General features: G+C 56.4%; 14 protein-coding genes. 7 read left to right on the top strand and 7 right to left on the bottom strand.

The annotated features are described in order from the left end of the window. Nucleotides 1-88 precede the first annotated feature (88 nt). The 4 genes from H573_RS0103145 to cls are packed head-to-tail and all read right to left on the bottom strand — an operon-like array spanning nt 89 to nt 5,117. Nucleotides 89-2,389: a PqiB family protein gene (locus H573_RS0103145; protein WP_036255500.1), complete on the bottom strand. Its 2,301-nt coding sequence runs from the start codon at nt 2,387-2,389 to the stop codon at nt 89-91. Next, nucleotides 2,376-3,008 (bottom strand): paraquat-inducible protein A, encoded by a 633-nt coding sequence (locus tag H573_RS0103140; protein ID WP_036255498.1) that lies wholly within the window; start codon nt 3,006-3,008, stop codon nt 2,376-2,378. The genes H573_RS0103145 and H573_RS0103140 overlap by 14 nt, the downstream gene beginning before the upstream one ends. After that, complete coding sequence (locus tag H573_RS0103135) at nt 3,005-3,619, bottom strand: paraquat-inducible protein A (protein WP_027872994.1); 615 nt, start codon at nt 3,617-3,619, stop codon at nt 3,005-3,007. Before H573_RS0103135 ends, H573_RS0103140 begins: the two co-directional genes overlap by 4 nt. Before the next feature lie 10 nt (nt 3,620-3,629). Then, entirely contained in the window at nt 3,630-5,117 is a 1,488-nt protein-coding gene (gene cls, locus H573_RS0103130) for a cardiolipin synthase (protein WP_051170927.1), read from the bottom strand. Between the two features lie 144 nt (nt 5,118-5,261). Here cls and H573_RS0103125 point away from each other — a divergent pair, with 144 nt between their 5' ends. From H573_RS0103125 to H573_RS0103095, 7 genes are all read left to right on the top strand, one after another. Continuing rightward, a complete protein-coding gene (locus H573_RS0103125) occupies nt 5,262-5,720 on the top strand; it encodes a MaoC family dehydratase (RefSeq protein ID WP_027872992.1) in 459 nt (152 codons plus the stop codon). Between the two features lie 156 nt (nt 5,721-5,876). Next, nucleotides 5,877-6,158 (top strand): hypothetical protein, encoded by a 282-nt coding sequence (locus H573_RS0103120; protein ID WP_027872991.1) that lies wholly within the window; start codon nt 5,877-5,879, stop codon nt 6,156-6,158. Between the two features lie 254 nt (nt 6,159-6,412). Continuing rightward, nucleotides 6,413-6,703: a hypothetical protein gene (locus tag H573_RS0103115; RefSeq protein WP_027872990.1), complete on the top strand. Its 291-nt coding sequence runs from the start codon at nt 6,413-6,415 to the stop codon at nt 6,701-6,703. A 10-nt stretch (nt 6,704-6,713) separates the two neighbouring features. Next, entirely contained in the window at nt 6,714-7,109 is a 396-nt protein-coding gene (locus H573_RS0103110; protein WP_027872989.1) for an acyl-CoA thioesterase, read from the top strand. 163 nt (nt 7,110-7,272) lie between these two features. Further along, nucleotides 7,273-9,090, top strand: coding sequence for a DEAD/DEAH box helicase (locus H573_RS0103105; RefSeq protein WP_027872988.1), 1,818 nt, complete (start codon nt 7,273-7,275; stop codon nt 9,088-9,090). Between the two features lie 61 nt (nt 9,091-9,151). Next, nucleotides 9,152-10,273, top strand: a complete 1,122-nt coding sequence (chrA, locus tag H573_RS0103100; protein ID WP_036255496.1) for a chromate efflux transporter — start codon at nt 9,152-9,154, stop codon at nt 10,271-10,273. A 27-nt stretch (nt 10,274-10,300) separates the two neighbouring features. Then, nucleotides 10,301-10,705, top strand: a complete 405-nt coding sequence (locus H573_RS0103095; RefSeq protein WP_027872986.1) for a PaaI family thioesterase — start codon at nt 10,301-10,303, stop codon at nt 10,703-10,705. Here the strand turns inward: H573_RS0103095 and H573_RS0103090 are convergent. The 3 genes from H573_RS0103090 to H573_RS0103080 form a co-directional block, all read right to left on the bottom strand. Continuing rightward, entirely contained in the window at nt 10,702-11,691 is a 990-nt protein-coding gene (locus H573_RS0103090) for an LLM class flavin-dependent oxidoreductase (protein WP_027872985.1), read from the bottom strand. The two genes, H573_RS0103095 and H573_RS0103090, sit on opposite strands and share 4 nt — an antisense overlap. Beyond that, on the bottom strand, nt 11,688-12,758 hold the full coding sequence (locus tag H573_RS16840) for a metal-dependent hydrolase (RefSeq protein ID WP_084497889.1): 1,071 nt from the start codon (nt 12,756-12,758) through the stop codon (nt 11,688-11,690). Before H573_RS16840 ends, H573_RS0103090 begins: the two co-directional genes overlap by 4 nt. Nucleotides 12,759-12,836: 78 nt before the next feature. Continuing rightward, on the bottom strand, nt 12,837-13,094 hold the full coding sequence (locus H573_RS0103080) for a TIGR02647 family protein (protein ID WP_027872984.1): 258 nt from the start codon (nt 13,092-13,094) through the stop codon (nt 12,837-12,839). Between the last annotated feature and the right edge of the window lie 66 nt (nt 13,095-13,160).

Raw genomic sequence — 13,160 nt, 5'->3', positions numbered from 1 at the left:
AGCTTATTGGGGCGCTATTCTAGCCCTATCTGCCATCTAACAGTGTGAAATCTTGGTAAGAGCAGCGTCTTTGTCACACTTTGGGCGACTATTCGTCGCCCAGAAGGATGGCGGGTGCCCAGCGTAACCAACTCGGTTCTGCGTCGGCGTGCAGAGGAAAGTGCTGGCTGGCTTCTGCCGGGGGGGCTAAACCGTTGTCGCCTCGCGCTTCTGGTGTGGCGAAGGCGATGCCGCCTTCAAGCAGCGATTCGACCGACTTACTGCGGATGGTCGTGCCGCTGAATAGGCCAAAATTGATGGCGACCCCGCTGGAGTTCCAGAAGCGGGTGTTGCGTCGCACCAGTGTGGCGTAGCGGGGCTCAATATTAATATGGATTAAGGTACGGCGTGCATCGCTAGACAGTTCAAAGCCGTAGACTTCACCCACAGGAATGTCGCGATAAAAGACCCTCACGCCCTCTTTGAGTGAGCCGCGCTGGTCAGCGCTCAATATTAGATTCAACCCTTTGGCAGGCGCCCGCAGCGGTGGCGCGCGCTCCAAGCCGATAAATTCTGTGAGCACGTCGCCGCTACCCGGTAGCACGCTAATGTAGGCGCCGGTTACCAGGGTTTCGAGGTTGCGCGTACCCACCAAGCCCAGTTGCGGCTTCACCACCCAAAAGCGGCTGCCTTCGCGAGCGATAGCTTTTGCCGAGGGCGCCAGACGGGCGCTGACCACAACGCCTTGCATGCTTTGGTCCAGCTCAACGGCGGTCACTTCGCCGACCTTGATCCCTTCGTATTTAATTTCTGTTCCCTTGCTTAGACTGGCACCGCTGGAGAAGTACAGGCGGATTTCTCTGCCCTTGTCGGCAAAGCTGCTTTCGTAGTCCTCGTGCAGGGTATACCGCAGCCCCTCCCAAGCGGCTTGCGGGCGAGCCACCTCAGGGGTGTGAAAGGAAATGCCACCACTGACAATGGTCGCCAGCGACTCGGTTTTTACGTCGAGGCCACCGAGGCCGCCGCTGATACTGATGCCGCTGGCGTTCCAGAACAGCGACTCGCGATGCAATAGGTGGGCGTAGCGCTGATGAATAAATACGCCAATTTCAACGCCTTTGCGCTGTAGCGACACGCTTTCCACCTGGCCTACCGCGATCTTGCGAAAATACACTTTGCTGCCAATTTTCACCGAGCCCAGTTCGTCGGCTTCGAGCACCACCCTGATTCCAGGTGCACTGATCCGCTGACTGGGGGCGTCGCGCAGTGCTGTGTAGCGTTCTTGCAGCTCGCCGTCTTCGCCGTCGACATTCACGGCGATATACGGCCCTCCCAGCAGGGTGTCTAGTCCTTCAACGCCTGAGCCCGAGACTTTGGGGCTGACTAGCCAAAACTGGCTATTTTCATTCAGGTAATCGTAATAGGGGGCGTTGATGCGCAGCTCAGCCTCGGCACCGGCGGTAGGGCCAGCCTCATTAAAGCGCAAGCTTTCAACGCTGCCGATGCGTATACCTTGCAGGCGAAGGTCCGCACCCTGGCTCAAGCCCTCGGCGCTGTCGAAGGCCACCACAATCCGCTTGCCGCCTTCGGCGTGCGCGCGATTTTGATGCAGCGTAAATCGGTGACCGCTGTCGACAGCGTCGCCGTCTTCGGGGCTGTCGAAGGCTACGCCGCCCGCAAGAATGCTCGCCAATGAACCTGTTTCAAGCTGGACGCCTTGTAGCCCCGCCGTGACCTTAACGCCGCTGTGGTTCCAAAATCGGCTGCGATGGTTGATGAGATGGGTGTAGCGTGGGTCGATGTGGGCGGTAATCTCCACACCGTCGTTAAGCAGTGTATAACCCTCAATATCACCGACGTCGATTTGCTGGTAGAGCACGGGGGCGCCAACAGATAGCGAACCAAGTTCTTTGGCATGCAGGGTGATTTGCAACCCCGAGTCGCTGCGAGGCGTGGCCGGTGGCTCGAGCAGCGCGGTAAAACTGCGAGCCGCCTGACCTTCACCGGGCTGAAAGCTGATGTAGTTGCCGGCGACCAGGGTATCGAGCCCCGAGACGCCAGAGAGCGAGATTTGCGGTTTAACCAGCCAGAACTTGGTGTTCTCTTTAATCAGTGGCTCGATCTGTGTTTGCAGGTCCAGCGTGGCATTCACCCCTTTTAGCGCGTCGTCGAGTTGAAGTTGACTGACGCTACCCACGGTAATTCCTTGGTATACCACGGGCGTTTTGCCAGCGGTAATGCCGCTGCCATTGTCAAAGTGTACGGTCACCTGCAGGGCGTTGCTGCTTAGGTTCTCGTAGAGCAGCCACATTGCAATGGCTGCGGCCACCACAGGAAGTAACCACACTGCCGACAGCCGTTTTTTGGTTTTTAATTCGGCTTGGGGGTAGTTTTGTTCAGTGTTTGTCATGGTGTTCCAAATCCCAAATCAGTCTCGGGTCAAAGCTGTTGGCAGCAAGCATGGTTAATACCACCGCACCCGCAAAGGCAGTGGCGGCGGGGCCGGTATCGACGGTGGCGATATTGCCAAGGCTGACAACGGTAACCAGTATCGAAATCATGAATAGGTCTAGCATCGACCAGCGGCCGATAAGGTGCACAAAACGGTAGAGCGCGGTGCATTGCTGCTTGCTCAGTGAAAGACGAAATTGCACCACCATCATCAGTAATAGCAGTGCAACGATTTTAATAATCGGTACAACGATGCTGGCAATGAAGACAACGGCGGCGATCGCTCGCAGGTCTGCCTGCCACAGGCGAATGATCCCCGACATAATGGTGTCGGGTACGCCCTGTCCTAGATTGACGACCGTCATAATGGTCAAGACATTCGCCGGTATCAGTAGCACGGCGGCGGCGAGGCACAGCGCCAGTGAACGCTGCAGACTGTGGTGGCGGCGGAAATAGAGGTGAGCATGGCAGCGCGGGCAGCGCGCAAGGTGGTGTTGGTCGCGTGCAGGCATAGCGCTGAGTAAGCCGCAGTGCTGGCAGCGGGCGAGCCCGTGTTGCTTGGCTGTTGCTGCGTTCATGTCTGCCTCCGCTGCCAAAACTGCCAGGCTTGCTCGGCATTAAAGCTTTGCGCACAAAGGATAAGGCTGATCATTAAACCGGCCAGGCAATAGCTTCCGCTGAGAATGTGTATCTCACCGTCGTCCATCATCTTCACATAGGCCACTAAAATTCCGATCGCATAGACCTCCAACATGCTCCACTCCCGCATAAAGTTGCCGAGCTTGATGCTTCGCGAAAAGCTTGGCGGGCAGTAGTTGAGGTGCTGGCAAAGGGCGATAAAGGTGTTGAGGAGTAAGTGCAGTAGCGGCGCTAACAGCGAGCAGAGTAATACAATCAGGGCCAGCAGTTTGAAGTCCTGTTGCCACAGCCTGAGTACGCCTTCTGCGAGGGTATTGCTGCCGGTTTGCCCGGCCAGGGTAAATTGTAAAAGTGGCAGGCAGGTGGCGGGAATGAATAAAATCAGGCCGCACAGACCGGCGGCCAAACTGAGCTGTGGCAGGCGCGGCGGTGCTTCGGCCAAGACCGCATTGCAGCGCGTGCAGTGGGCGCGCTTTTTACTTTCGAGCGGTGGCAGCGTTTGCAACAAGTCGCAGTCAGGGCAGGCGTGGAGGTGAGGTTGTTGCGTCATTGTTTGGCGTTTACTGCAGTGGCGCGAATAAGTAGGCGCAGCGGCTAGCCAGGCGGCGGATCAGCGACCAGCTGGCAACGTCTCTCGGCAGTAGCTGTCGACACTGCTTGAAGTCATTTTCGAGCATGTGAGTGAGTTCCCCCGCAAAACCCTGATCATAGACCAGTGCACTTATTTCAAAGTTCAGCCGGAAGGAGCGGTTATCCAGGTTTGCCGTTCCCACGACGGAAATCTCATCATCCACTAGCATGACTTTTTGATGCAAGAAGCCACATTGGTAGTAATAAAACTGCACGCCGTGGGGCAAGGTTTCACGAATTGCTGAGAAAGACGACAATTTGATGATCAGTTTGTCGGGTTGCTCGGGAAGCATAATGCGTACATCCACGCCGCGCATCGCGGCCAGTTGCAGGGCGTGAATAATAGGGGTGTCGGGAACAAAGTAGGGACTGACGATCCACAGGCGCTCACGAGCTTGGTGAATGAGGGTTTCAAAAAACAATGCGCAGCTTTCAATACTGTCGGCGGGGCCGGTGCCAATAATCAGCATTTGTTGGTCGCTATTGTCACCGGGTGCGGCCTCACAGGGTGTAGGTGTCCAGTTCAGAGAAGGTAGCGACTCCTGCGCCCAATACCAGTCTTCGACAAAACTCAATTGTACGGCTTGCACCGCTGGCCCTGTTATTGCCAAGCCGGTATCGCGCCAGGGCGTGAGGACGGGGTGTTGATGGCAGTATTCATCGCCAATGTTCATACCACTAATGGCGGCGTAGTTGCCATCGCAAACGACAATTTTTCGATGGTTGCGAAAGTTTAGCTGTAGGCGGTTGCCCGCGCCCTTGGTGCTGTTGAAGGGGACAATTTGTACCCCGGCAGCGCGCAGTCTTTGCACATACTGGCGCGGCAATTTTAGGCTGCCGATTTCGTCGTAGATAAAGTAAACCGACACGCCTTCTTCGACTTTTTTTACCAGTATCTCTGCCAGTTCATTGCCAATGCGGTCGCTGCGCAGAATGTAGAACTCAAGCAATACATAGTGTTTGGCAGCACGGATATGCGCAAACATATCCGCGAAGGCCTGCTCACCATCAATCAACAGGCGAGCGTTATTACCACGAGTGAATGGCAGAGTGCTGAGACGGTTGAGACCTAGCAGCCGCGAGTCCCGGCGACTCGGGTAGGTTTCAATATTTGAGAGCTGTGGCGCAAGCTCGCGGATCAAGTCTTCGATTGCGCGTGTATCGCCACGTTTGGCGATTGCGTACCCGCGAAATTTGCGTCGGCCGAATATCCAGTAGAGCGGCACAAAGAGCGGGGGGAGAACGATTAGCACGATGGCCCACGCCACCGCACCCTGAGCGGTGCGGGTTTTAAGAATGGCCTCCAGAGCCGAGAGTATACCGAGCAGCGCAATAAACGCGGCAACAGCGGCCGCTAGCCCTGACTGGTTCGCCACCACCCAGGCTGTGCTGCTCGAAAAAAAGTCACTGATTCCCATGTGCCCTCATGCAAGTAGTCGCGACGCCGTGGCCTTCACCCGCATAGACGATGCCGAGTGTTGCGTAGCCGATGGTAAAGTGATTGCCATGAGAATACGACTGTGTGTGTTGCTTTCACAGTTTTGCAGAATGGGAATGTCATTATGAGTAGAGTTTTTGCCACACCCTCGGCCCTGTTGGGCGCGGTGGGTGAACATTTGGGGGCCAGTGAATGGCTGGAGATTGACCAGCAGCGTATCAATCTTTTTGCCGATGCGACTGGTGATCATCAGTGGATTCACACAGACCCCGAGCGCGCGAAGGATGGGCCCTTTGGCAAGTGTATTGCCCACGGCTATTTGACCTTGTCATTGGTCAATTTATTCCTGCCACAAATTATCGATGTGCAAGGCATTTCGATGGGTGTGAATGTTGGCTGTGAGCGTATTCGCTTCCCTGCGCCGGTGCCGGTTGGTTCGCGAGTGCGAGGGGTGGGTGAGTTACTCTCTGCTGAAGAATTGAAGGGCGGTGTACAGTCGGTGGTGAGGGTGACCATTGAGATTGAGGGCGGCGATCGCCCAGCCTGCGTGGTGGACACCATCAGTCGCTATTTCCCAGAGTAATCGCTCGTTTGCGCAGATCAGCAAAGTGAATATTAACGGCGGCCGTTAAAAACCTTTGATATAAGGAAGTGATAGGTCGGTCAGGGTCGTCGTGGTATAACAAAAGTGTTGCTATAAGGCGATACGAGATAGTCCCTATCCGCATGGAGGTTGTCAATGGATTTGACCCACGGCGATGTGCTTGACGGCGGTAAAGAGCTGCTGAGTAATGTGCCCATGTATATTTCGGCCGACGACGGCTATGCACAGTGGAGCGGCTGCTTGCACCTCAAGCGTAAGAATGGCGATCTGCTGCGCTCTAGGGAGTATCGAATCCGTTTGCGCGATGGTCGGCTCGGCAATATTGTCGTCCGTAAAGTGATATCCACCAACGGCGCCCACCACCTAGAGGTGCTCTTTGAAGGACGCGGCGAGCTAGCGCAACGGCGCGCAGGTTAAGCGCTTCGGTTTCTGAGTGATCATCGCGCTGCCATCGAATGCGTGAATCCCTTTTCGACTCTCCCGAGCGCTGTTGGCGTCTTTCTCGTTATTTGTCCTACCACTCTTCAATAGAATCCCCTATTTTGTGGGCATCGTATGCAGTGTGTGGCTAAAACTAGTCATCTTTACTTGCGGTGTTTAGCATGTGACGGCAGTGATGGACGAGACAACAGGTACTAGTCGTTGCCTAGCCCTAAGTTTGGAGAGTATCGATGAAGGCGATATCAGTATTAGTGGCAAAATGCATCGGGGCTTTGGGTTTGGCCAGTGCAGCCCTGGTATTTGTGCACCCGGTCAGTTTTGCGGGGCTTGACTACTCCTGGAAAAGCGCCTCCTTTCTGCTGGCCCTGCAGGTTTTGTTGTCATGTCTGCTATTGTATGCCGCCGAGCAGCGCCGTCAGGGCAGCGAGATAGCGGAGAAGGCCTTTCCTGCAGCAGTTATGGCGGTGGTGCTTTGGGTATGTATGTTTGCTTACTGGTTACAGCAAGCTGTTATAGCCTGAGGAGTAATGAATGCTGCGCTGCGAATTATTGCCCCGGTTCTACGAAACCGATGGTCTGGGACATATCAATAACACGGTCGTGCCAAAGTGGTTTGAAACGGCGCGCACGCCGATTTTTAAAATCTTTAATCCCGAGCTCAGCCTGGATCAATGGAACTTGATTCTTCGCAAGATAGATGTGGAGTTTATCGCGCAAACCTATCACGAGTATCCAGTTGAAGTCCGCAGTTGGGTCAGTCATGTTGGTAACACCTCGTTCACGGTCAGTCATGAGTTATGGCAGCGTGACGAGATGACGGCAAGCGGCACGGCTGTGCTCGTGTACTTTGACTACAATGCTCAGCAAAAGGGAGTGATACCCGAACATTGCCGCCGTGCACTAAAGGAAATAGTGAAAGAGGGTTGAGTCGTAGTAGGCAGGGGCTGCGCATAAATACCGCAATGAGCATCGATTAGCTCGGGTATTTATTGGCACTAGCGCGTATAATTTGCGCCCCCGCCGGTACTGTGTTCGTCTGACGCCGAATTTAACCGCGCGTCACTCTCGACCCCCAGATCAGGTCCACATTATGAGCAACACCGTAACCGCTGACGCGGAACTCCCCTTATTTACCGAACTTGGCCTCCATCCTGCTGTTGAGACGGTTGTCTCAGAGTTGGGGTATGAGCGTCCATCGGCAATCCAAGCTGCGACTATTCCCTTGTTATTGGAAGGTCGCGATGTATTGGGACAGGCCCAAACTGGCACGGGCAAGACGGCAGCGTTTTCGCTGCCTATGCTGTCTATGCTGGATGTTAAAAACAAAACCACCCAGGCGTTAATTCTTGCTCCTACGCGTGAATTGGCCATTCAGGTTGCCGAGGCGATTCAGAGCTATGCTAAGCACTTAAAAGGTCTGAAAGTACTCTCAATCTATGGTGGTCAGGGTTATCGCGAGCAGCTCGATGCCTTGAAGCGGGGCGTCCAAGTGGTTGTTGGCACCCCAGGCCGGGTTATGGACCATATCCGTCGCGGTACACTCAAACTGGACGGGTTGACCCACTTGGTACTTGATGAAGCCGACGAAATGCTGCGCATGGGCTTCATCGACGATGTTGAATGGATCATGTCGCAGACGCCGGAAAGCCGCCAGATAGCGCTGTTTTCAGCGACTATGCCCGCCGCTGTTCGACGCATTGCCAATACTTACCTTAACGACCCCGAGCAAGTGACGATCAAAACCGCCACAAGCACTGCGGTCAGTATTCGTCAGCGCTATTGGTTGGCGCGTGGTGCGAGCAAGTTTGATGCGCTGTGCCGAGTGTTGGAGGCAGAAGACTTCGACGGCATTATTATTTTCGTGCGCACCAAACTGGCTACAACCGAGTTGGCAGAGAAGCTCCAGGGCCGCGGTTATGCAGCGGCAGAATTGCACGGCGATATCGCCCAGGCGCAGCGTGAGCGTACCGTGGAAATGCTCAAAAGTTCGCGCTTGGATATTTTGGTTGCCACCGATGTGGTGGCGCGGGGCTTGGATGTCGATCGCATCAGCCACGTGATTAACTATGATATTCCCTACGACACCGAAGCGTATGTGCATCGCATTGGCCGTACTGGTCGGGCGGGGCGCAGCGGCGATGCCATTTTGTTTGTTGCACCGCGCGAGCGCCGGATGCTGCAATCAATCGAGCGTGCCACGCGTCAGCGTATCGAAGAGATGGGCCTGCCCGGTGCCGCCGAAATTAATGCCCTGCGCATACAGCGTTTTCAGGCAAAATTGTTGGCGACACTCGAGGCCGGAAGAGAAAAAGACCTTTATCGCGAAATGCTGCAGAGTTTCTGTGAAGAGCACAGTGTCGATCCTCTGGATGTTGCTGCAGCGCTGGCTCGTCTGGCTCAGGGCGATAAAGACCTTCTGCTTAAAGGCGACCCGAAACCCAGCAAAGCGCTGGCGGACAAGCCTGCTCCCGGCAAAGCCGCTCGCACTGAGCGCCGCAGCCCTCGCGGTGCCGGGCCGGAGTCAGGGATGGAGCGTTTCCGCATAGAAGTCGGCCGCAAGCACGGTGTTGGTGTGGGCAACATTGTCGGCGCAATTGCGAATGAAGCGGGGATCGACAGTGATTATATCGGTCGTATCCAGCTCTTCGACAACTTCAGTACGGTCGACCTGCCTGCGGAAATGCCCGACGAGGTGTTGGGCTCTTTGCAGTCTCCTCGCGTAGCGGGGCAACCATTGAACATGTCTCGGTTTAGCGGAGAGCTACCAGACACCCCGGTGCGCAAGCACCGCAAGGGGCCGCCTTCGTCGGGTAAAAAACCGCGCAAAGCTGACAAGCCTGGCGCCAAGGCGAAACCCACGGGAAAAGCGCCTAGCAAACGGCCGATCAAACTCCGCAATAAAGACTAAGGGCTAGGCCCTGCCGCTCGGCTCACGTACACTCTCCGCGAGTTTTTTGAGAGGGTGTGCTGTGAGCGCGCGGATTTTTCTGCACTTTCTTCTTTTGGGCTGCGTCAGCTTTGGTGGGCCTACGGCGCATATCGCCTACTTCCGCAAAGTATTTGTTCAGCAGCGCCAGTGGCTCAGTGACGACGACTTCGCCCGTCAGTTGGCGCTGTGTCAATTTCTGCCAGGGCCAGCATCGAGTCAGCTCGGCTTTGCCATAGCCCTTCAGCGGGGCGGCATTCCTGCTGCTTTCGCCGCTTTCATCGGCTTTACACTGCCATCGTTTCTATTGATGTACGGCCTTGCTGTGTTCAGCTTGGCGCAGACACCGGTGTGGATGCAGAGTCTTGTGGCAGGGATGAAGCTGTTAGCGCTGGTGGTGGTGGCTGATGCGCTAATCAATATGGCCAGGCAATTTTGTTCAGGGCCCTGGCTTTGGTCCACCGCATTGCTAAGTGGGTTGGCACTGCTGTTTATGATGCACCCTGCCTTGCAGTTGTCGCTAATGCTTGGCGCGGCGCTGGTCGCCTATTTGCGGTCGCCGAAGGTTGAGCGCGACCCCCTGCCTTCGTCGCGACCGGCGCGCATTCCCTTGCTGCTATTTTTAGCCTTGTTGGCCGTGGCGGCGCTGATCCCCGACGCTGTGTTCAGCGAATTCTATCTCGTTGGCAGCATGGTCTTTGGCGGCGGTCACGTCGCGCTACCGCTGCTCAATGCTTTTGTGGGTGACTCGCTGAGTGGCGAGCAGTTTATTTTGGGGTATGCGGCGGCGCAGGCCGTTCCAGGCCCGATGTTTTCTATGTCGGCATACCTGGGTGCTATGTTGAGTCCGGCGCAACCGCTCGTTGGTGCATTGGCTGCCTGCACAGCAATTTTTTTGCCGGGTTTCCTGTTGGTGCTGGGTTTGTCGCGGGCCTGGCATACGCTGGCAGCGCGGCCGCGGGTGCGCGCCGCCGTGGCCGGCGTAAATGCGGTGGCGGTGGGCATGTTGGCTGCGGCCTGGGTTGACCCCTTGCTACTGGAGCTGCCCCGAGAGGCGGCAAGCATTGGGATGGCGATTGTGTTATATGCAGCGCTGCGTAGCGGCAAAGTGCCATTGCTGGTGCTGATCGGGGTTGTGGTCGTCTATTCGCTGTTTTTTCTCTAAGCCCCCATTTCCAAGGAGCGTCCATTCATGGCAAGTAAGGAAGCAATCAGTGAGTTTCTGCTACAGGAATTCCCCCAGTGCCCGGCAGTTATCGAAAACCTGAGCGACGGCCGAGCGGTGGTGCGGCAGGCCGTTGATCACAGCTCGCTGCGCCCGGGTGGCACGGTTTCCGGGCCAACATTGATGGCGCTGGCCGACCTGGCTGTCTATGTGGCGGTACTGTCGCGTATCGGCATTGTGCCGCTGGCGGTGACGACCAACCTCAATATCCACTTCTTAAAGAAGCCCGCCGCCGGAAAAGACTTACTGGCGCACTGTCGGCTGATTAAATGCGGGCGCAGCATTGCGGTTGCCGACGTTGAAATTTTCTCTGAGGGTGAGGAGCACCCGGTGGCCTATGCATCGGCCAGCTACGCGATTCCCAAGGGCTAAACGTAGTCGGCGAGTGCGTTAGCCAGTATTTCATAGCTGCGCACTCTGGCGTCGTGGCTGTGCATTTGGCAGCTGATAATCAGCTCATCGACATTATTCTCCTCAATGAACTGCCGGGTCTGCTGGGCAATCGTCTGGGCATCGCCAATTGCGGAGCAATTCATCACTGACTGAATCAGCGCGCGCTCAGGGGCGGCGAGTTGATCCAGGTAGTTGGGTATTGGCGGCGGCAATTGGCCAGGTGTGCCGCGACGCAGGTTGACGAATGCTTGCTGCATGGAGCTGGCAAGGTACTCTGCTTCAGACTGCTCCGGGGCGGCAAACACATTGAAGCCGGCCATCGCGTAGGGCGCATCGAGGTACTTTGATGGCGTGAACTGCTGACGGTACAGAGCAATAGCCTGTTGCAGTTGCCCCGGCGCAAAGTGCGAGGCAAAGGCGTAGGGTAGGCCGAGTTGCGCAGCGAGTTGCGCGCCAAAAAGTGACGAGCCCAGAACCCACACAGGAATATCCAGCCCCGCACCGGGAATGGCTCGCACCATCGCTTGGGGGTCGCCGTCGAAGTAATTAAGCAGCTCGACAACATCCTGTGGAAATTGCTCAACATCCGCATGTAAGTTGCGTCGCAGCGCACGAGCCGTGGCGGGGTCGGTGCCTGGTGCGCGGCCCACACCGAGGTCAATGCGCCCTGGATACAGTGATGCCAGGGTGCCGAATTGCTCGGCGATAATAAGCGGCGCGTGGTTGGGTAGCATAATACCGCCAGCGCCTACCCGAATGCGGGAAGTGGCTGCCGCCACGTGCTGAATGACCAGGGCGGTGGCGGCGGAGGCGATGCCGGGCATATTGTGGTGCTCGGCGATCCAGTAGCGTTGATAGCCGATAGATTCGCAGCGCTGGGCCAGTTCTGCGCTGCGCGCTAGTGTTTCACCGATATCGCTGCCTTGCGCGACAGGTGCCAGATCGAGTACGGAGAGTTTGGTCACAGTGCTTTGTTTTCCTCAGCGTTGCCATTGCCACGTGCCGCCAGCGAGTGCCCCTGAGCAGCGGGAAGGTCTTCGCCGCGAAGCATTGCCCAGACCAGCGCGGTTTTTTCTCGGCTATTTCGGTGAACCTGATACTCAACGCCGCGTTGTGGCTCTCTGGGAAAGAGTTGGATGCTCCACAGAGCATCGAGTTCGTGGGGTAGGATCGAGTAGCGAATATCGATGATTTTGCTTGGATTACCGGGTTGAAGGGCGGTATAGCCCTTGGAAAACCAGTCAAAGCGCTTTACATCATTCGCCTGACGTGAGGCCGGCGGTAGCCAGGGCAGGTCGCGCTCAATATTAAGCGCGGCAATCGACTCGCCGGGGTAGGTGCGGATATTCCGGGCCACGCGCACGGCATCCACATAAAAGCGGCCGTTGCTGCGGTACACCGTTTTCCACAGTATTAGGTTGGCGAAAGAGGGTTTGGCCTCCAATGATTCGACGTTGTGGCCGCGACTCGCTGCCAGCCGATAGCCCTCTGCCTCAGCGCGTTCGCGCTGCACAATGCCCAGCAGAGGGTAGGCGAGTATCCAGGCCAGGGCCAGACGCGCAGCCCAGCGGCGATTGCCCTTCCATGCCAGCGCGACCAGCGCGGCGATGGGTAGGGTGTATAGGGGGTCAATAATCGACAATATATTCCACGCAATGCGGGCGTCGCTAAATGGCCAGAGTAGCTGCGTACCATAGGTCGTGCAGGCGTCCAAGAGAGCATGGGTGGCATAGCCGGCACCACAGAATAGTGCGCTGCGGCCGAAGGGCATTGGCCACAGGCGCCGGAAAAATAGTCTCAGCACTGCGGCGCAGAGTAGTGCACCCACGGGAATGAAGATCAGTGAGTGGGTGAATTGGCGGTGAAACTCCAAAAACAGCAGCGAGTCGTGAGGTGAGCGAATCAGTACGTCTAGATCTGCCGCCATACCAGACAAGAAGCCGAGTGTGGCGGCGGCAACGGCGTAGCGCCGCGGTGGTGATAGGTTTTGCGCGGCGCTGGCGCCAAGTAACCCTTGTGTGAGTGGATCCATATCAGGCTCAGGGATGCAAAGCCCCTAGTGTAGCGCGATTTCCTGCAATGTGGCTCGCTGGCCAGTGAATTGTTACACCTAGTGCAGCGACGCGCTTTCCATCTGGGTTGCCAAGACCGTTGTCAGGCTATCCAAGTGACGCATAAGCTCGATGCCGGCGTCGGTGAGATAGCCGCCGTCTATGCGGCTGATGATGCCTTTGCTAAACAAGCGTTCGGTCGCGGCAATCAGCGCGGGGTCGGCATCGTGATGGACCTTGATGCCCTCCAAGCCCGAGGCGGGGTTGAACTGGGAAAGCACACGAATTTCTTGCAATATACTGTCCGACATTCTCATGGGCGAAGGCTCCAAATTAACAAAAACTGGCAGGCCTGAATCAATGTAGCCAGCATCGAGCAACTT

Origin of the sequence: Neomelitea salexigens DSM 19753, assembly GCF_000422345.1 — a bacterium.
Lineage (GTDB): Bacteria > Pseudomonadota > Gammaproteobacteria > Pseudomonadales > Spongiibacteraceae > Spongiibacter > Spongiibacter marinus_A.
This window is presented reverse-complemented; position numbering and strand designations above follow the sequence as displayed.

Bases quoted from the DNA above. Each gene is read 5' to 3' on its own strand.
- cls (WP_051170927.1), bottom strand. From the start codon at position 5,117: ATGGGAATCAGTGACTTTTTTTCGAGCAGCACAGCCTGGGTGGTGGCG.
- H573_RS16840 (WP_084497889.1), bottom strand. From the start codon at position 12,758: ATGGATCCACTCACACAAGGGTTACTTGGCGCCAGCGCCGCGCAAAAC.
- H573_RS0103110 (WP_027872989.1), top strand. From the start codon at position 6,714: ATGCTGCGCTGCGAATTATTGCCCCGGTTCTACGAAACCGATGGTCTG.
- H573_RS0103135 (WP_027872994.1), bottom strand. From the start codon at position 3,619: ATGACGCAACAACCTCACCTCCACGCCTGCCCTGACTGCGACTTGTTG.
- H573_RS0103120 (WP_027872991.1), top strand. From the start codon at position 5,877: ATGGATTTGACCCACGGCGATGTGCTTGACGGCGGTAAAGAGCTGCTG.
- H573_RS0103145 (WP_036255500.1), bottom strand. From the start codon at position 2,389: ATGACAAACACTGAACAAAACTACCCCCAAGCCGAATTAAAAACCAAA.
- H573_RS0103080 (WP_027872984.1), bottom strand. From the start codon at position 13,094: ATGAGAATGTCGGACAGTATATTGCAAGAAATTCGTGTGCTTTCCCAG.
- H573_RS0103140 (WP_036255498.1), bottom strand. From the start codon at position 3,008: ATGAACGCAGCAACAGCCAAGCAACACGGGCTCGCCCGCTGCCAGCAC.
- H573_RS0103105 (WP_027872988.1), top strand. From the start codon at position 7,273: ATGAGCAACACCGTAACCGCTGACGCGGAACTCCCCTTATTTACCGAA.
- H573_RS0103125 (WP_027872992.1), top strand. From the start codon at position 5,262: ATGAGTAGAGTTTTTGCCACACCCTCGGCCCTGTTGGGCGCGGTGGGT.
- H573_RS0103095 (WP_027872986.1), top strand. From the start codon at position 10,301: ATGGCAAGTAAGGAAGCAATCAGTGAGTTTCTGCTACAGGAATTCCCC.
- H573_RS0103115 (WP_027872990.1), top strand. From the start codon at position 6,413: ATGAAGGCGATATCAGTATTAGTGGCAAAATGCATCGGGGCTTTGGGT.